This is a genomic window from Paenibacillus pectinilyticus (assembly GCF_001700435.1).
GTDB lineage: Bacteria > Bacillota > Bacilli > Paenibacillales > NBRC-103111 > Paenibacillus_E > Paenibacillus_E pectinilyticus.
Map to the genome: position 1 here is coordinate 1 of NZ_LYPC01000023.1, position 19,544 is coordinate 19,544.

Annotated in this window: 15 protein-coding genes; 9 read left to right on the forward strand and 6 right to left on the reverse strand. The window is 47.7% G+C overall.

What is annotated here, in order from left to right:
* Positions 1 to 269: 269 nt before the first annotated feature.
* Together trhO and A8709_RS19125 are read right to left on the reverse strand one after the other, a co-directional pair.
* A complete protein-coding gene (gene trhO / locus A8709_RS19120) occupies positions 270 to 1,175 on the reverse strand; it encodes an oxygen-dependent tRNA uridine(34) hydroxylase TrhO (protein ID WP_065854106.1) in 906 nt (301 codons plus the stop codon).
* Between the two features lie 83 nt (positions 1,176 to 1,258).
* Positions 1,259 to 5,059, reverse strand: a complete 3,801-nt coding sequence (locus A8709_RS19125; RefSeq protein ID WP_065854108.1) for a response regulator — start codon at positions 5,057 to 5,059, stop codon at positions 1,259 to 1,261.
* A gap of 165 nt (positions 5,060 to 5,224) precedes the next feature.
* Between A8709_RS19125 and A8709_RS19130 the strand changes: the two genes are divergently transcribed.
* From A8709_RS19130 to A8709_RS19160, 7 genes are all read left to right on the forward strand, one after another.
* Positions 5,225 to 6,928, forward strand: coding sequence for a HAMP domain-containing methyl-accepting chemotaxis protein (locus tag A8709_RS19130; protein WP_065854110.1), 1,704 nt, complete (start codon positions 5,225 to 5,227; stop codon positions 6,926 to 6,928).
* A gap of 117 nt (positions 6,929 to 7,045) precedes the next feature.
* Entirely contained in the window at positions 7,046 to 8,197 is a 1,152-nt protein-coding gene (locus A8709_RS19135) for a stalk domain-containing protein (RefSeq protein WP_065854112.1), read from the forward strand.
* A 148-nt stretch (positions 8,198 to 8,345) separates the two neighbouring features.
* The gene (locus A8709_RS19140) at positions 8,346 to 8,666 is read left to right on the forward strand and encodes an SPW repeat domain-containing protein (protein WP_065854114.1); all 321 of its coding nucleotides are present in this window, start codon (positions 8,346 to 8,348) and stop codon (positions 8,664 to 8,666) included.
* Positions 8,667 to 9,041: 375 nt separating this feature from the next.
* The gene (locus A8709_RS19145; RefSeq protein ID WP_065854116.1) at positions 9,042 to 9,590 is read left to right on the forward strand and encodes a cysteine hydrolase family protein; all 549 of its coding nucleotides are present in this window, start codon (positions 9,042 to 9,044) and stop codon (positions 9,588 to 9,590) included.
* A 48-nt stretch (positions 9,591 to 9,638) separates the two neighbouring features.
* The gene (locus A8709_RS19150) at positions 9,639 to 11,099 is read left to right on the forward strand and encodes a nicotinate phosphoribosyltransferase (protein WP_244163258.1); all 1,461 of its coding nucleotides are present in this window, start codon (positions 9,639 to 9,641) and stop codon (positions 11,097 to 11,099) included.
* 67 nt (positions 11,100 to 11,166) lie between these two features.
* On the forward strand, positions 11,167 to 11,481 hold the full coding sequence (locus tag A8709_RS19155; RefSeq protein WP_065854118.1) for a hypothetical protein: 315 nt from the start codon (positions 11,167 to 11,169) through the stop codon (positions 11,479 to 11,481).
* Between the two features lie 493 nt (positions 11,482 to 11,974).
* Positions 11,975 to 12,814 (forward strand): aldo/keto reductase, encoded by an 840-nt coding sequence (locus tag A8709_RS19160; RefSeq protein WP_065854120.1) that lies wholly within the window; start codon positions 11,975 to 11,977, stop codon positions 12,812 to 12,814.
* 180 nt (positions 12,815 to 12,994) lie between these two features.
* Here A8709_RS19160 and A8709_RS19165 read toward each other — a convergent pair whose 3' ends face one another.
* Positions 12,995 to 13,792: a hypothetical protein gene (locus A8709_RS19165; protein WP_065854122.1), complete on the reverse strand. Its 798-nt coding sequence runs from the start codon at positions 13,790 to 13,792 to the stop codon at positions 12,995 to 12,997.
* 148 nt (positions 13,793 to 13,940) lie between these two features.
* Complete coding sequence (locus A8709_RS19170) at positions 13,941 to 14,153, reverse strand: hypothetical protein (protein ID WP_065854124.1); 213 nt, start codon at positions 14,151 to 14,153, stop codon at positions 13,941 to 13,943.
* A 210-nt stretch (positions 14,154 to 14,363) separates the two neighbouring features.
* On the opposite strand from A8709_RS19170, the gene A8709_RS19175 reads away from it, so the two are divergent.
* Positions 14,364 to 15,311 carry an ABC transporter ATP-binding protein gene (locus A8709_RS19175; RefSeq protein ID WP_065854126.1) on the forward strand — a complete coding sequence of 316 codons (948 nt, stop codon included), beginning with the start codon at positions 14,364 to 14,366 and terminating at the stop codon, positions 15,309 to 15,311.
* A complete protein-coding gene (locus tag A8709_RS19180; protein ID WP_065854128.1) occupies positions 15,308 to 16,411 on the forward strand; it encodes an ABC transporter permease in 1,104 nt (367 codons plus the stop codon). Before A8709_RS19175 ends, A8709_RS19180 begins: the two co-directional genes overlap by 4 nt.
* Positions 16,412 to 16,823: 412 nt before the next feature.
* Here the strand turns inward: A8709_RS19180 and A8709_RS19185 are convergent, their stop codons facing one another.
* Together A8709_RS19185 and yhbH are read right to left on the reverse strand one after the other, a co-directional pair.
* Positions 16,824 to 18,257 (reverse strand): SpoVR family protein, encoded by a 1,434-nt coding sequence (locus A8709_RS19185; protein WP_065854130.1) that lies wholly within the window; start codon positions 18,255 to 18,257, stop codon positions 16,824 to 16,826.
* Positions 18,254 to 19,411: a sporulation protein YhbH gene (yhbH, locus tag A8709_RS19190; protein WP_065854132.1), complete on the reverse strand. Its 1,158-nt coding sequence runs from the start codon at positions 19,409 to 19,411 to the stop codon at positions 18,254 to 18,256. The genes A8709_RS19185 and yhbH overlap by 4 nt, the downstream gene beginning before the upstream one ends.
* Positions 19,412 to 19,544 lie beyond the last annotated feature (133 nt).

Genomic DNA, 19,544 nt, shown 5'->3' on the forward strand with positions numbered 1-19,544 from the left:
TGTCCCCAGCGCTCTTTGAGCAGCTATATTACCAGCGGGTGGCTTAACTTAGTGACGTCTACTTTCTTGACAGAAGAGCAAAACTCCAGCTAATTTCAACCTTTTGCGCGATTATCGCGGAAAAGGTGAAGTTTAGCTGGAGTTTTTCCATCTGAATGGTAAAACTCGTCGGTATTGGCGAGAATAGATGGACTTTATCCATCTATTTGGCGTCCGTCCGAATAAGTTAGAGTTGCTATTGGTTTTGGCGAAGGCTGTCGCGGCTCCGACTAAGCCTCCAACGAACTCAATGTTTTCTCTTCGCATTCCTTCGAGCAGAAGCTGTCATGCTCCTCTTCGCAAGCTTCACAGCAAATATGCTTCAAGTGGCACAGATCGTTGGCACAGTTGATGTAACGGTCCTCGGCGGTGCCGCAGTGGTAGCATTTGCCAACAACGATATCTTCATCCGTACGGTTAATCGGCACGGAGATCCGCTCGTCGAACACGTAGCATTTGCCATCGAAGAGGCGGCCTTTCACTTCTTCGTCCTTACCATATGTGACGATACCGCCGTCCAGCTGATACACATCCGTGAAGCCTTCGTTGATCAAGAAGCCGGACAACTTCTCACAGCGGATGCCGCCCGTACAGTAGGTGAGAATAGGCTTGTTCTTGAATTCCTGCAGGTTGTTGCGAATCCACTCTGGGAATTCCTTCGTCGTTTCGACTTCTGGGCGAATGGCGCCGCGGAAATGACCGATATCATACTCATAGTGATTACGGCCATCGAGTACGATAACATCTTCATTTTGGAGCTTCTCGTAGAATTCCTTCGGCTTCAGATGCGTGCCCGTCAACTCATTCGGATTCACATCCTCTTCCAGACGGAAAGTAACGAGTTCTTTCTTCGGACGGACAAAAAGCTTCTTGAAAGCATGTCCCTCATGCTCGTCAATTTTGTAAACCATATCTTTAAACAGTGGCATCAGATTCATCATCGCCATGTAAGCTTCTGTTTGTTCGACAGTCCCAGAGAGAGTGCCATTAATGCCTTCAGGGGCAATGAGAATCCGCCCTTTTACACCTAGCTTTTTGCAATAAGCCAAATGTTCTCGAGCCAATGCTTCGTGATCGCGCACAGCGACGAATTTATAGTACAACAAGATGCGATATGGAGCCTCATGTTCTGTCATAATAAGTAACCACCTATACGTATGAAATTACACGCCCTATAAGAAAGAGCATACGCATATAGTGACATAAATTCACGTATTTTTCAATCAAGCAGCAATTTTTGGATGGCTAGAAAAACATTTCGAAGTTCATCCTCGACCTTTTGCAGATGATCCAGCAAGCTTGGGCCAGTATCATTCACACTAGGCGTGAAGCCGTTCTCCTTCAAATGCTCTTCCAACGCAGTTGCCGCGGCGAACACACGATTAGCGGAAAGGTTGCTCGATGATCCTCGCAAGCCGTGTAATAGACGCAGAGCTTCCTCGTGGTCGCCAGTACCAATGGCAAGAATTAACTGCTCCATGAGCGGAATGGACTGCTCTTGGAATCTCCGGAGCATCTCGCGGAAGATGTCGGTTCTACCCCCGATGCGTTGAAGCGCTTGCGCGATATCAAGATCATCCGAACGAATAGCTGCATGCTGTTGAAGCACGGCTTCAATGACGGACTGCAAGCGTTCAGGAATAATCGGCTTAGATATCATTTCACTCATGCCAGCGGCCATACATGCCAATCGATTATCTAGTGTCGAGTCAGCCGTAATGGCGATGATCGGAATGTGAGCCCATTTCGGTTCAAGTCGAATCCGTTTCGTCGTTTCGATACCGTCAAGTCCAGGTAGATGAATATCCATCAGGATCAGATCGTAGGTGTCATTTTCCAAATCGTGCAGCGCATCAAAGCCATTCCCAGCCACTTGGATACGACAGTTCATCATGCTCTCCAAGAGGGATCGTGCCACGGTCTGGTTAATGTCATTATCCTCAACAAGTAAGATATGGAGCGGGGTGTCTGCCAAGGCCGAGAAGGTCAGGGAATGAGCCGGTTTATCTAGATTTTGATTAACATGCTCATGCAAACTGAGGTTTCTCGACATCTCCTCCTGTTCGCTCGTCAGCGAATCTATTGTTCGATAAAGCAAGCTTCGCGAGATGGGTTTGACCAAAATCGCATCTGGCGCTGCGGTGATTGGGAGCTGCTCCAAAGCATCTCTGCCTGATAGCGATGTATAGACAATCGTACGGATGCCATGACGTTTACACGCTGCCAGCATGTTGAGCCACACGTCTTCCCCATACATATCGTCGGCTTCCATATCAAGGAGAATCATATCCAATGGGACATGCTCAATAACTTGGAAGGCTTCCTTCCAGGAAAGCACGCCTGCAACGTCTGTACAGATGGATTGCAGGCTGTGGACAAGCACGGGATTGAGCTCTGGATGATCTTCCACAACCAACACAGTTACAGGAAGTGGCGTTAACACTTTGCTGCTCATAGGCAAGTTTAAGGCAAAAGTCAAAGCAACCACGAATTCGCTTCCTGCGTCTTGTGTACTTGTAACGGAAATGGCTCCGCCCATGTTTTCGATAATGTTTTTGGAGATGACAAGACCTAGGCCGGTTCCCCCGTATTTACGGCTTGTCACATCGTCACCTTGCACGAAAGGCTGAAACAAGATCGCTAGCTGCTGCTCATCCATGCCAATACCGGTGTCGGAAATCCGAAACAGGAGGGAAACCTCCTGCTCATTCTGCTGATCTATTTGAACACGTAGCGTGACAGTCCCGAACTCCGTGAATTTAATCGCATTGCTGGCTAGGTTCAGAAGCACTTGATATAGACGCAAGGAATCACCAATTAACGAGGTGGGGACATGGTTAGGGATATCGCATATAAAGTCGACAGGTTTATGCCCTAATTGTACGCTTAAGGTTTCGCACACGCGATCAATCGTCTCGTCGAGCTGAAAAGGGTGATGTTCAATCACCAGCTTGTCTACTTCCAGCTTCGAGAAGTCCAGAATATCGTTGATGATATGGGATAAAGACCGTGATGAACGTGAGATTTTACGAATATAATCCTTTTGTAAATCGGTCATAGCTGTTTTCTCTAGAAGATGGGAGAGTCCCACGATGCCATTGAGCGGTGTTCGAATTTCATGACTCATCCGCGCTAGGAACACACCCTTGGCCAAATTCGCTTCGTCCGCTTCCTGCTTCGCAAGAATAAGCTCTTCCTTGGCTCGTACTTGATCTGAAATATCTCGGGTAATCGCCGAGAAATACAGTTCCCCATTATCAATAGGGTAATGAGGAACGATGATCAAGGAAACGGTAAGCCGCTGTTGATTCTTCGTAAGGACTTCAGCCTCGAACTCCCAGAACCCCAGTTGAATCGCTGCCAGGAGGCCTTCATTCAGATCAATGGTGTTCAGGATCTCCACATACTCACTGAAATGTGTGCGGCCAACAGGTGTGTGCTCCAAGCCGATTGTGCGGATGCCAGCCTGATTGATATAGAAAATATAGCCTTCTTGATCAAAAGTGAGAATCATATCTCGCGCGCTCTCTACAATGGTGAGCAACCGCTCCTTCATCTCATTACTCTTCTTAATGTCACTGATGTCTCTAGCAATGAGGACGTATCCTTTCAACTCCCCATTGGGATGGGTGATACAACTCACACTCGCTTGCACGTAAATCCGAGCTCCGTCCTTATGATACCAAGTCCACTCCGAATCCTCCTTCAGGTGCCGTAAGGAACGAATAACTAGCGCTGTACAATCCGCAGGAATGATCTCACCTAATTCGATCGAATACTGTGCAGCTCGTTCAGTCACTTGCTGTTGATCTAACCAGATTAAGGGGGAGGCGCTCTTATGCACCTCACTTAACGAATAACCCAAGAGTTCTACAGCCCTGCCATTGAGATGATTGATCAGATAATTGGGATCCATGACGATCATGGCATATTGATTATGGTGGATGAAAGCTTCGAATGGCTCGAAGAGCTCGCGCAAATTTTCCATCATCCCATTGACAGACAAGGCTAAGGCGCCTAACTCATCTTTGCTCGTGAACACGATGGGTTTCGTGTGGAAATCGCCAGCAGCAACAGCCTCAGTCACTTGGAGGATTTGTTTGATTCTTTTGATAATCAGATGGTTGGTGACGATATAAATGAGGATAAAAATAATCAGAGCCGTCATGACAATCAAACCAATGGTGGACCAGAGCAGAGGGCTAGTTGGAGCTTCTATGGTGGTAATCGGCATCGAATAGGCCAAATACCAGTCCAGATGAGGTACGCGTGAATAGAACCAACGGGTCTTTTGACCACTCAGAATGGATTCGTCAATATAGCCCTTCCCTTTTAGTAAGCCCTTTTGAAATTCGGGATTCAGCTTCGGATAATCAGTGAAAATGTTCGTGTTAAGTATGGAAGATGCCTCGGAATCATAAAGTGTGAGGCCATTTTGATTCACAAGCAGTAATTCCCCATTATCGAGCGGGGGGAGCAAATGCTCTTGAAAAGTAGGATCAGCTCGCAGGGAAACATCGATGATACTTACGACCTTATGCTCATCATCGAAAATAGGTGCTGTGATGGAGATAACGTAGACGCCCTTCATTTTGCTCATATGGGGATCGGAAATAAAGGTATTGCCTTGTAAAGCTTGCTCAAATCGGCGCTCGCCGGTCATGGAAATCGTGATGCCAGACGTAAATTCAAGTGTCCCTGACAGATCGGAAATAGCCATAGCGTAGTAGCGCTTCTCATCGGTCTTCAATTCTTGGGTTAGAAAGCTCAGACGTTCGGCTTGGGTGCCCTTTTTCATGATACTGACGCGACTAATAAGCTCGACTTCCGCCAATCGGATGGACAGAAAATCGTAGAGATTTTGGGCTGAGTTAGACACGGAGGTGATGGATTGCTCGTTGATTTGATGAAGGAGCTTATTTCTTGAGAGCGTATAGTTGGTAATGCCTACGACAGCAAGGGAGATCGATGTGAGAAGTACGAGCCAGGCGACAAGTTTAAAACGCAAGGATGATGACATAGAAAGCCTCCGATATGAAGTAGGTTAAATGTTAGAAAACTTCACAATTTTATAATGATTGATGCCGAACTATTTTAATGAATTCAAATTAAGATATAACCAACAGATCACATACATATACACAAGCGTCATTATTCAATTAAGGACATAGGGGGCAAGTTAGGTATGAAGCTGACAGTTCGGACGAAATTAATTATGGTATTCACAATCATTTTACTGATGGTTGGCGGGACAAGCTGGACGGATATGGGACGCATGGGAGCTCTGAAAGAAAGCAATAAGAAGCTCGCGGAGAACTGGATGAAAGGCATTCAAATTATTGAAGACATTCATTATAACTCGGAGCATCTGTTAACTTTGTATTATAAGAAGAAATTAGAACCCGATGTGAAGAAGCATGAACCTATTGATGCCGAACTAAACGCTACTATTACACAAATCGACAATTTGTTAGGAATTTATGAGGCTTCTTTGGCGAGTGAGGAGGATCGAACGAATTGGCAGGAACTGAAAGTAAACTGGGAAGGGTTTAAAACAGCCTTTCTAGCAAATAAACAACAATCGGGCGATCCAACGAGCAAAGCAGCACAAGATAGTCTTGCGGCGATGTCAACAGCGTTCACGAAGGCTCAGAAATCCATGTCAGATATGGTCACTTACAATCAAGAAGGCGGCTTAAAAGGGGAGCAAGAGAGCGCAAAGGTTTACCAACAAAGCGTACGAACATCACTTATCGTCATGTCCATATTAGTCCTATTTATGATTGGGGCTTGTTATTTCTTAGTAACGAACATCTCGAATCCCGTGCGCAGAGCTTCACTTGCTTTAAATCGAATTGCGAGCGGTGATCTTACGGTAGAGCGGATTATTGTCAAAAATAAAGATGAAATCGGCACACTCATTACTTCTGTGAATCAAATGGTGAATAATCTGCGTCACTCCGTGGAGCAAATGTTGCATGCCTCAACAAGTGTTGCTGCATCTTCACAACAATTGTTCGCCAGTTCTGAGCAGAACACTTCTGCCTCTCAACACGTGGCGGAGTCGGTTCAAGATTTCGCGAATGGAGCCGATGTACAAGCTCAAAGCTCGGTGGAATGCGGTAGAGCCATGGAAGAAATGGCTGCTGGTATTTCCCGAATTGCCGAAACGACGGCTGATGTATCGGAGTTATCGATGACAGCAACGAACATCGCAGAGCATGGCACACAAGCTATGGAACGTGTTGTGAACAAAATGCAGGCTGTGAGTACGTCTGTAGATGCAGCAAACCAGGTTATTCATGAGCTGGAGAAACACTCACAAAACATCAGTCAGATTTCCACACTGATTGGGAACATAGCATCGCAAACGAATTTGCTCGCTCTGAATGCAGCGATTGAGGCTGCTCGTGCGGGAGAAAGCGGTAAAGGCTTTGCCGTTGTTGCGGGGGAAGTTCGCAAGCTGGCATCGCAAACCGATGATTCGGTTCGTGACATTTCGGAGCTCATTGCAAATATTCAAAGAGATTCAGCACATGCAGTCGGAGTTATGAACACGGGACGGTCCGAGGTTCAGGATGGTCTGAATGAAGTCGGAGTTGCGGAGAAAGCCTTCAGTCAAATTGTACAAGCCTCGCAAGAAGTCGCGAGTAAGATTCAAGAGACGGCTGCAGCAGCTCAGCAAATGGCAGCAAGCTCAGAAGAAGTAGCAGCAACGGTTGCACAAGTCGGCTTCGTGGCGCAGCAAACGTCGGGTACGGCCCAGTCCGTTGCGGCAGTTACAGAAGAACAGCTTGCTTCTGCTGAAGAGATCACAGCTTCCGCGAAAAATCTTGCGGTTATTGCCACGGATCTGAATAACGTGGTGAGCGCGTTCCGTCTGGCTTAAATTTTAAATGTGAACAAAATGTGACAGTCAGACTTTTCCGAAAGCTGGTGCGTCTAGTTATCGTGAAGGTTAGAAACAAGAGAAAAATCACGATAACTTAGAAGGAGTGAGTAGGGTATGAAGAAAAATCCTTGGAACACGTTGCGAATGGGTGTTATGAGTTGTGCGTTAATCGTTGGTGTGAGTGCCTCTGTCTTGCCGGCAGCAGGCATTGCAACTGCGGATACACCGGAGAAAACCGTTCAAGAAGTTACGGCGGTTCCTATTAATGCAGCAATACCGGTGGTTACATCAACTGCGGTTGTTGTGAAAGAAGTGGTTCTTACTTCCTCAAGTGAAAATCTTACAACGGACATTAAAGTACCTCAATTAACGGGAATGGTTGATGTTCGTTACCAAGATGAACTGAATGATATTATTTTATCTCATGCGAACAAAGATCTAGCGGCTTGGGAAAAGGATGCTGCGGACGCTGCGGCGGCTGCCAAAGAACATGGCTATACGTATCGTCCATATGGGCTGACGATTACGTATACGTTGAAATCCGACGGTACAGGTAATCCTGCTGGTGTTGTCTCGTTAACGGTTACCACGTATGGTGCAACTGGCGGCACAGGGATGCCAAGAGTGGATACCTACACTGTGCTTAATGCAGCGCAAGCGCAGCGTGTAACCCTGCAGGACTTACTTGGCGCGAACTACAAGGAAACGATTAATGCGGGTGTTATCGCTAAGATCGATGCGGATCCGCAATACTTTTTCAAAGATCAATTCAAAGGCATTAGTGACGAGCAAGGCTTCTATGTAGAAAAAGGGGAAGCGGTTGTGGTGTTCCCGAAATATGCCATCGCAGCAGGTGTTGCGGGCAGTCCTGAATTCCGTTTCGCATTGCCAGCAGATCTGAAGATTACACCGAATCCAACACCACTTCCAGGTGCTGATAAGGTTAAAGTCGATCTGGCAGCAAGCGATGTTGTTGTCAATGCAGACGGTGTTTCTCTCGTTCCATTCCGTAAGGTGGCTGAGGCGCTTGGCTACACGGTGAAATGGAATCAGGATACGTATGCGGCAGAAGTGATGAAGGGTGCACAATGGACGAGTGTCAGCGTCGGGAAGGACAGTTATTTCTTCGCCAAAATGGCGCCAGTCGCACTTGGAGCAGCACCTGTGATTCTGAACGATTCCTTGTATGTCCCGGTTAAATTCGTATCGGATATTCTTCGTGCTGATGTGACGGCGGGTGCAACCGGCCTTCATATTGAGCAGTAAACAAAGCGTCAATATGGAGATGTAGACATCAAGAAGTTAAAGCCCTCATTTGCCTATGAAATTAGGTGAATCGGGGGCTTTTTGCATACACGTATGTGTAAGCGTTTGCATATACTGTAACATTCCGCATATAGGAGGTGTGATCGGTATGTATCTCAAAAATAGCTTGTCAGCGCTCATGGGCCTCTGGTTCCTGATTAGCCCTTGGGTGTTTGGATTTGGAGATGTTACCCATGCGCTTTTTAGTTGTGCGCTGTTTGGTAGTCTGCAATTTGTTGGATCTATGCTAGCTTTAGGAAAATCAGGGAAGCATATATGGCAGAACTGGCTATGTGTCGTTACTGGCGCTTTATGTATTGTTGTTCCTAATGTATTTCATTTGGGGATGTTGGCATTCTGTTCTTTCGTATTCTTTGGCTTCATGACGGTGCTAATAAATTATGCCAATCTGTATCCGGATGAGCAATAGAGATGAGCAATAGGAATTGCAATAAAAACGAGTAATAGGAAAGAGCAATAAAATGAGTAATGAAAGTGAGTAATAAAATTGAGTAATGAAATTGAGTAATGAAATTGAGGAATAAAAGAAAAGAGCCTGTTGTAAAATGGATTTAAGTATGTCATAATGACATTATCAAGTTGCATGGAAAATGTGAACAGATGAGTGCCAGGGGATTTGCTTGTGGAGAAGGCATGAGAGGCGTTAGAAGCGTAAGAAGGCATGGAAGCATAGAGAAGATGCGAATTGGCATATAATTGCTGTTTTCAAAGTTAGGCGTTTCTTTTTAAGGGTTGATAATGTCAATTTAATAATATTAAATATACTAAATAAGGAGTGATTTGTATGAAAGCTTTGGTGCTTATTGATTATACGTTCGATTTTGTGGTTGGCAAGCTCCCTTGCGGGGAACCTGCGGTAGCGATTGAGACTCGCATAAGTGAGCTGACTTCAGACTTTGTGGATAAAGGGGAATTCGTTGTGATGGCTGTTGACCTTCATGAGGAGGGGGATCCCTACCACCCAGAAACGAAGCTGTTCCCGCCTCACAACATACGTGGTACGATGGGGCGAGAGTTGTATGGGAATTTGAAAAAGGTCTATGAAGCAAATATAGAAGCTATCTACTGGATGGACAAAACCAGATACAGCGCCTTCTGCGGTACGGATCTGGAGCAGCGACTTCGAGCAAGAGGCATTCAAGAGCTTCATCTAGCCGGTGTGTGCACGGATATTTGTGTCTTACATACCGCGGTTGACGCGTATAACAAAGGGTTCTCCCTGGTGATTCATGCGGATGCGGTTGCTAGCTTTGATGAGCGCGGTCATGCGTGGGCTCTGCAGCATTTTGAACAGACACTGGGGGCTAAGGTTGTTCGGGATTGGAAAAATTAACGAATATGCCATTAGGGAATCTAAGGGACGATGGAGAGGGTGCTTTCTATGAAGTGGGCTGCGATGCAGGCGATGAATAACTTAACCTTACACACGGATAAATATCAAATTAATATGATGTATGCCCATTGGCTGCAAGGCACGCATACGGAGAAATCGGTGTTTGAAGTGTATTTCCGTAAGTTGCCTTTTGACGGTGGCTATGCGGTCTTCGCTGGCTTGGAGCGGGTCGTTCACTACATTCAAAACCTGCATTTTGGCGAGGAAGAAATCGCCTATTTGCGAGAGCAAGAAGAGAACTATAAGGAAGAGTTCTTGGAGGCGCTTCGCGCGTTTACGTTCAAAGGGGACATTCAAGCCATCCCGGAAGGAACGCTCGTATTTCCGAATGTGCCGCTGGTTCGCGTGATCGGCAGCATTTTCGAAGCGCAGCTAGTGGAGACAGCGATTCTCAACTTTGTGAACTTCCAGACGCTCATCGCGACCAAAGCATCGCGCATGAAGGGTGTTGCTCCGCACGACGTGCTGCTGGAGTTCGGCACACGCCGCGCCCAAGAGGCGGATGCCGCTGTCTGGGGCGCAAGAGCGGCCTACATCGCGGGATTCCACGCGACGTCGAACCTCAGGGCCGGGATGCTGTTCGGCATCCCGACCAAAGGCACGCACGCGCACGCGTGGGTGCAGGCCCACGACACGGAAGAGGAAGCCTTCCGTGCGTATGCGGAGGCCCTGCCCGAGCAGGTGACGCTGCTCGTGGACACGTACGACACGCTGCGCAGCGGTGTGCCGAACGCGATTAAGACGGCGCGGCTGCTCGCGAGCCGCGGCAAGCGCTTGAACGCCATTCGCCTCGACAGCGGCGATTTGGCGTATTTATCCCAGCAGGCGCGGCGCATGCTGGATGAGGAGGGCTTTCCGGAGGTGAAGATTGTGGCATCCAATGACTTGGATGAGCACATCATCGCCGGGCTGAAAGCCCAAGGGGCTAAGATCGACAGCTGGGGCATCGGCACCCAGCTGATCACGGCCGCCGACCAGCCTGCGCTGGGCGGGGTGTATAAGCTTGTTGCCCGGGAGAAGGACGGCGAGATGGTGCCGGTCATTAAGATCTCGGGCAACCCCGAGAAGGTGTCGAATCCGGGCTTCAAGGAAGCCTATCGGATTATGAACCGCAAGACGGGCAAAGCGGAAGCTGACTACCTCGCGCTGCAAGACGAAGTCGATATTCGGGAAGGGAAGCGGATTAAGCTGTTTGACCCGATTCATCCTTACATTTTCAAATACATCGAAGAGTATGAGGCCGTTCCGTTGTTGAAACCGATCTTCGAGGGGGGCAAGCTGGTATATAAGCTTCCAACCCTAGATGCGATTCGTGACTACCATGCGCAGCAAATGCAAACCGTATGGCCGCAATATGTTCGGATGCTAAATCCCGAGGTGTATCGTGTCAATTTGAGCGCGGCTTTATGGCAATTGAAGATGGATTTGATTCATGCGCATCAGAAGTGAGTCACGCTCCAGATCGATAGCAGGGAATAACGGATGACTTGACTTACTCTTCGTAGTAGCGATGTGAGTGTGGGAAGTCGAAGAAATCGACTTGCACGAAGGGAATGAGTATCTGCGAGTGTGGGAAGTCGAAGAAATCGACTTGGACGAGGGAAATGAGTATCTGCGAGTATGCGAAGTCGAAAAAATCGACTTGGACGAGGAAAATGGGTATCTGCGAGTGTGTGATGTCGAAGAAATCGACTTGCACGAGGGAAATGGGCTCCTGCGAGAGTGCGAAGTCGAAAAAAATCGACTTGCACTAGTTCCCAGAGAGGCGAAAAGAGGTAAGATAACCGGAAACCCCGTGTATCTCACGCCTCAGAGAGGCGAAAAGAGGTAAGATAACCGGAAACCCCGTGTATCTCACGCCTCAGAGAGACGAAACGAGGTAAGATAGCCAGAAAACCCGAGTATCTCACACCCCAGAGAGTCGAAACGAGGTAAGATAGCCGGAACCCCCGACTATCTCACGCCCCAGAGAGGCGACACGAGGAAAGATAGCCAGAAACTCCGAGTATCTCACGCCCCAGAGAGTCGAAACGAGGTAAGATAGCCAGAAAACCCGACTATCTCAGACCCCAGAGAGGCGAAACGACGTAAGATAACCAGAAAACCCGAGTATCTCACATCCCAGAGAGGCGAAACGAGGTAAGATAACCGGAAACCCCGACTATCTCACGTCCCAGAGAGACGAAACGAGGTAAGACAGCCAGGAAAAACGAATGAGATGTTCAAAATTTTGGAATATCCGACTTCAGTGCTATGATTAGATAGAAGGAGCTACACGGTAAAGAAGCGCTCATTCTACACTTATTCCGATGGAGGTTATTGCAATGTCTACGAAAGCGAATCAAGCATTTACAGCTGGTGTTACGCTCAACAATGGTGTACATATGCCTTGGCTGGGCCTCGGTGTTTATAAAAGCAAAGAAGGTCAAGAGGTTATCGGTGCTGTTCGTACGGCCCTAGAGCTAGGTTATCGGAGTATTGATACGGCAGCGGTTTATCGCAATGAGGATGGTGTTGGCCAAGGTTTGCGCGAAAGCGGTGTGCCGCGTGAGGACATTTTCGTAACGACGAAGGTGTGGAATGCGGATCAAGGTTATGAGTCTACGCTGCAAGCGTTTGAGGCAAGCCGCAAGCGACTGGGTCTGGAGACCATTGATCTGTACTTGGTACACTGGGCGGTGTCCGCGACCTATCGTGAAACTTGGAAAGCTCTCGTCCACCTGTACAAAGAGGGGCATGTCCGTGCAATTGGCGTGAGCAATTTCCAAATCTCCCATTTGGAACACGTCATCGAGGATACAGGTGTTGTTCCTGCCGTCAACCAAGTGGAGTATCATCCGGAGCTGTCGCAAAAGGAACTGCTCACATTCACTCGTGAACACAACATTCAGTTAGAAGCGTGGAGCCCGCTTATGCAGGGGAAATTGGATCAGCCCGTGCTGGCGCAGCTAGCTGCCAAATACGGCAAATCAGCAGCACAAATTGTGCTGCGCTGGGATATTCAAAACGGCGTCGTCACGATTCCGAAGTCTGTGACGGAGCATCGTATCCGTGAGAATGCGGACATTTTTGATTTTGAGCTGAGTGCGGACGATATGGCATTAGTTGATTCGATGAATGTCAACCAGCGTATCGGCCCAGATCCGGACAATGTGACGTTCTAACATCAAAAACAAAAAGGAAACCCCCTCTTCCGCCGGGTTTCCTTTTTTGTATACAATCCTCTCTCCTATCGACTCACGCTAACTAACACGCTATGCACGCAGTAACTCCCCGCAATCCCATGCTGTCAACTAGTTCCCGCTGCTCTCACATGCTATCAGAAGCTCCCTTGTCATCCCATGCTATTTCAACAAAGCAATCATCTGATACACCTCGCGGTGATCGCCAGGCAGCAAGTAATTCGCCACCTTCAGCTGTGAAGAACCGTCCCCGTCTAGAAAAAGCCCGTCTACAAGCTGATTATCCCCTACTTGCTCTTGTACCGCTGTGCGGAATTCTTCGCCTGTACATGGCGTTGGCGCTACAACGAGATACACGTTGTTACTGCGATCATACACGATGCCAGAACGCATCCGCTTCTCGTTAATCACAGGCATTTCTTCCGAAACGGCTTGTGCAGCCCAGCCAAACGGGTTCGTAAGTCCCATGCTTACGCCTCCCTGCGCCCAATAATGGGTGCGGTCTGTCACTTGAAGCTCACTTGCATTTTCAACGACTTGAATGGTAAAAGCTTGCGCCTTCTCATCCCACACCAGCGTTCCTCGCTTGCGATCCGTATTGTACCAGCCAGAACCGTAATCACCAGGTTGCCCTTTGACAGGTAGATCATTGGTCACAGCGATGCTAAGTAAATAACCCTGCCAGAAAAAGCCTCCATTAATGCCATTATCCTGCCGATCCGTCACATTGGCTGTGATCGCTTTAAGCCCGATGTTCGCTGGTGAGGTTTCGATGACATGAAGCAGGACGCCATTACTCGCTGGTTTGACGCTATATTCCGCGCTAGGTAGTGGGGGCGGATGAGCAATGGGGTGATGAAATCCCCAAATTAATGTCCACACAAAGCTAGTGAGCATGATGAGGAGATAGATTAAGAGATGGGCGGCATTTACTCGTAAAAGGCGGCGTATAACAGACATAGTGCTCTCCATCCCTGCTGTAATGGGTTTATTTCTATTAGTCTATGAAAAGATAAGGGATTCTATGCCTATCATCTACGAAAAAACCTCCCGCAATGGCATATACCATCGAAGGAGGCGCTTGCAGATCTATGTAATGACTAGGCGTTTAAAAAATAGGGATCCGAGCCTTATTTCCGTCCGTAGCATATAAAATGGCTTCTGAACTAAAAAGATCTACGTGCTCTAAGGAATTAACTAAATTCATCGTGGTGAATTTGTTATATCGAAGTGCGTTGATCAAAGAGGGAATTAACTTATGGTCCGTGCCGACGAAATTAACCGTAATCGGCTTCTTATTAAATAAAATATTCATTCTCACTTCAACACATCTCCTTCGGATTTATTAAGTAGATATTAAGATTATCACAACTTTCTCAATAAGTTCGTCGATTGGCGGTGTCGGAATTCCACTAGTTCTGTCAGGTGGCTGGCTACAAACATAGGTCCATAAGGAAAGTGTAACTGTACGATGTTTTGTTATATGATAGGGTGAGTTCAGTAAATTTTGGAAGCGGAGGGGGCTAGGGGTATGGAGTCTTCACAGATTGTAATTGATGCGGACGGATTAATTAAGAATTACGGATCGTTTCAGGCTGTACGCGGCGTTAATTTCCAAGTGTTTCAAGGCGAGGTTTTCGGGCTGCTCGGCCCAAATGGAGCTGGGAAAACGACGACGATGGAGATGATTGAAGGTCTGCGAAAGCCGGATGGCGGGCGCGCGATTGTAGCTGGATTTGATACACAGAAGGATTTAGGGAAGGTAAAGGAGGTCATAGGCGTACAACTACAATCTACGTCTCTTTTTGAGTTGTTAACGGTGGAGGAAATTATGAGGATGTATGCCAGCTTCTATCCGACTTCAGTGCCGATTAAGCCTTTACTTGAAGATATGACGTTGATTGATAAAAGAAACGGTCGCGTCAAGCATCTCTCTGGCGGGCAGAAGCAGCGGCTTGCAATTGGGCTTGCGCTTTTGAATGATCCCAAGGTCATTTTCTTGGATGAACCTACGACGGGTTTGGATCCGCAAGCACGGCGAACGCTTTGGGAGATTATTCTCAAGCTGAAGGAGCGAGGCAAAACGATCGTACTCTCGACGCATTACATGGAGGAAGCGCATGTGCTATGTGATCGCATCTGTTTGATGGATCAAGGGAAGGTAGTTGCCTTGGATACACCTCGTAATCTAGTGAAGAGCCTGCACTCCGATAGTGCGATAGAATTCCGTTTGAATGGGATTGATGAAGAGAACATGGAACAGGTTCTTGGGGAGCTTCGTGAGATCCGGGAAGTGAAGTCCGTTGATGTGCGCAAGGATATTTTCGTGCTGTACACGGATAAATTGCAGGATTCATTAATCGATCTGATTGAGCGAAGCGCCGGAGGCAAGCTGGAGCTGTTTGATTTGCAGACACGTACGGCAACGCTGGAGGATGTCTTTATTTCCATGACGGGAAGGAGCTTGCGAGAAGAATGAATGCTTATATCCAATTAACGTTAAGTCAGCTTCGTTTTTTTGTGCGGAATCGCCAGGTGCTCGTGTTCACCTTGTTTATGCCGCTGTTCTTCATGTTAATGCTCGGTTCTTTTCTCGGAAAAGGAAATGATATCAGTCTGGATGGCGTGATCATCGACCAAGATCATAGTGCAGAGTCCAGCGTGATGGTGCAAGCACTCCAATCGAACAGCATTCTGAAGCTCAAATCTTCCGATGACTTGGATAAGTCGCTTGACCAGCTGAAAAATGGGGATCAGAAGCTTGTTGTTCTCATTCAGCAAAATTACGGTCATGCGGTTGGGTTAAAAGGAGCAGATAGCACGAAAGCGAGCTTCTTACAGGTGTACTACGACCAGACGAACCAGCAGAGTGCGCAAATTGGTTTGCAAACGGTAGGTCAGGTCGCTGATGGTGTGTCCAAACAACTGGTGAATTTTGTACCGACCATCAGAGTCGAGCCTATAGGAGTTCAAGCGCTGCAGCTTCGCTACATCGATTTTCTCGTCCCGGGCATTCTGGCGATGATGATTATGTCCAACAATCTCAACGGCGTTTCGGGGCAAATTGCTTCCTGGCGGGAGCGCGGCGTACTGCGTCGCATGCAAAGCACGCCGCTGAAAGCCTCGACGTTCATTGCGGCGCAGATTACTGCGCGATTAGTCATGAACACGGCGCAAGCTCTGATCGTGCTGCTCGTGGGCGCGTTGGTCTTCGGCACGCAGGTGAATGGCTCGTGGTGGCTGCTCCTGCTGTTCGTCGTCATGGGAACGTTGACGTTCATGTCCATCGGCTTTATTATCGCTGGCGTGGCCAAAACCCCGGAGAGCGCCGGGCCGATTGCCGGCCTGATCTCTTTCCCGCTCATGTTCTTGGGTGGCGTGTTCTTCTCGGTCTCCAGCATGCCTAGCTTCTTGCAGCCGATCGTGAAGTCGATCCCGATCACCCAATTGAGCACCGCCATTCGGCAGATTATGAACGTGGGCGCTGGCATCGGGGATCTGTGGCAAGAAGGGCTGATGCTGGCTATATGGCTTGTCGTGGCGTTTGTTGTGGCGACGTTTACGTTTAAGTGGGAGTAGGCAAGGGTTATGGCCGATGTTGATATTGAGGCTGAGATTGAAATGGCGAACGTCATGAACTTGGCCCTAGCACTGTGTTTGATCAGTCCCTAAAGGCAGGTAAAGCGGGTTCGAGTGTGCACATGCATGGTTCTTCATTCCCCAAGGGGAACGTAGTTCCCTTATTTGCCCGCATAAGTCCTCTTTACGGCGCAAAGAGGAACGAGAGGGCGCTATTACCTCGAAAATGCCGTGATTTTGCCAAATTAGCAAAAATAGAGGATCTAGGTTCCCTTTCCTCACGATATCGGCTGATTTCATGTAAATAGCGGAATGACGTTCCCTATCGTCTGATTATCATCTTTTGATAGGGACGATAGGACGTAAACACCCCCAAAAGCCCAACCCCTCAGGGTTGGGCTTTCTCCTTCCACTACAGAAACCGCCGATGATGCTTCTTCCCATCAAAGCTGAATAATACCGGTTTATCCTCGACCACCGTATGCATGTGTATCGTTTTGCCCCAGAGCTTATAGATGTACGGCAGCGTCCGCTCCACGTATTTGAGGTCAAGTTCGACGCCTTCGAAACAATGCTTCAAATACAATTCCCCATTGCGTTGATAATCCCCATCCTCAACTACGATATAAGGGAACCCGCCGTTAACGCGTGAGTAGATGAGTTGATCCCGTGTGTTTTCCCACGTTTTATCCGTGATTTTCCACTCGGGCCCTTTCTTCTCAAACACATAGAGATCTAATTCTTCAACCAATGGTTTATTTAAATAGTTACGGATAAACGAGGTATCCGACTCGTATTCGCGTACTTCGAAGATTTTCTTTCGTCCCTCACCTGGTTTTCTTCCGAATCTGCGGATTTCTTCGTCCGTCGGCGCATCCCAGCGCTTCTCGATATCTTCGAATATTTTCACGCCTAGATAATAAGGGTTCAACGAATGGCGGGAAGGAACGACGACGGAGGAGTTCAGCTTGGAGTACTCAATCGTTTCTTCCTCGGTTAAATCCATCTCGCGCAGGATATGTTGATGCCAGTACGAAGCCCAGCCTTCGTTCATGATCTTCGTTTCGAGTTGCGGCCAGAAATAAAGCATTTCATCGCGCAGCATGGTCAGAATATCACGTTGCCATTCTTCCATATAGGGCGCGTTTTCCTCTATAAAAAGAAGAAGATCCTTCTCCGGTTTCGGCGGAAAGCGCTTGGTATCTTCTTTGTCCAGAGAGACCATAGGTTTATTTCGGCTATCGATGTCCCATAAATCCTCATACCCATACGTAGCTGAGGTCGGCGCGGCTGGCGTGGAACCTTTGTGCGTTTCTTGCCGGTTGCGCGTTTGGCGATAAGAGAGGGTCAGAACCGGATCGATATGCTCTTGAATGGCAAGTACCGCATCAATGAACTGCTCGACGGCATCGATGCCATGTTCGATTTCATATTGATGGATGCGTTCGGCCGTGGCCGACATGCTCTCCACCATGTTGCGGTTCGTTTTGGCGAAACGCGCGTTGTTCTTGAAGAAGTCACAGTGTGCAAGCACGTGTGCGACGATCAGTTTATTTTGAATGAGGGAATTGCCATCCAGTAGAAAAGCATAGCAGGGGTCAGAATTAATGACCAGCTCGTAAATTTTACTTAACCCAAAGTCATACTGGGTCTTCATTCTGTGGAAGTTTTTACCAAAACTCCAGTGGCTGTAGCGCGTTGGCATACCATAGGCCCCGAAGGTGTAAATGATTTCTGCCGGACAGATTTCGTACCGCATCGGATAGAAGTCGAGCCCAAAGCCTTTGGCAATCTCATTAATCTCATCTATCGCATATTCGAGCTTCTGGATTTCGGATTTACTCACGTCGCAGGCACTCCTTCCTGTTTGGTGAAAAAGGTTTTCAGAGCTTTATACACTTCGCCTTTTTCACGGATGACATAATGCAGAAACTTCGGGTTGTTTATATGGCGGAAGGCAGACATCAGCGTAGAACTGCGGTTATATTGATTCACTTCTCCGTAGCCGAACATATTGGAGCGTTCCATTAATTGGGTAATTAGCTTGACACAGCGCTCGTTATCGGAGGTCAAATTATCGCCGTCTGAGAAATGGAACGGATAAATATTGAACTGGGAAGGAGGGTACCTTTTATCAATAATATCAATAGCTGTTTGGTAGGCAGAGGAGCAAATCGTGCCCCCGCTCTCTCCCTTGGTGAAAAACTCTTCCTCTGTGACCTCCTTAGCCTCTGTATGATGCGCGATGAACACAATTTCCACGTTCTCATACTTCGTGCGTAGGAAGCGGGTCATCCAGAAGAAGAAGCTGCGGGCTATGTACTTCTCGAACGAGCCCATGGAACCCGAGGTATCCATCATGGCAATAATCAACGCATTCGAGTGCGGTTTCTCGACTTCTTCCCATGTTTTGAAGCGAAGATCATCTGGACTGATATGGTGGATGCCGGGTGAGGTGGAGCGGGAATTGCGGCGCATGTTTTCTAAAATCGTACGTTTCTTATCGATGTTGGACATGATCCCTTTTTTACGAATATCGTTAAAAATCACTTCGGTGGACGTCATATTCCGCTTATCTTTTTGCTGCAAATTCGGCAGCTCCAGCTCCGAGAATAACATCGCTTGCAGCTCTTCCATACTGACTTCCGCTTCGTAATAATCCTCGCCGGCTTGATCGCCAGCCCCTTCACCTTTACCAGGTCCTTGCGCTGGCTGCGGATCTGTGCCTAGCACATCGCCGACTTTAGAGTCGCCGTCACCTTGCCCAACATGCTTCCCTTTGTTGAAATTATAGCGGAATCGGTACTCGTCTAAGCTTTTTATCGGTACCTTCACGACTTGTTTTCCGTTAGACAAGACAATGCTTTCATCTGTAACCAGATCAGGAAGGTTCTGTTTAATGGCATCTTTGACCTTCTCTTGATGTCTGGTTTGATCTTGGTATCCTTTGCGGTGAAGTGACCAATCCTCTTTGGAAACGATAAATAACGGCTCTGTCATGGGGACACCTCCTTGGCGTTTATGATAAGCGGTGGCGCTAATCAGGCATAGGGAAATAAAGCTTGTTATTAAATATATTCAAGAGTGTGGGGGATATGTGGTGAATTGTTTCGGGAATTTTGCCTAAGAAAAG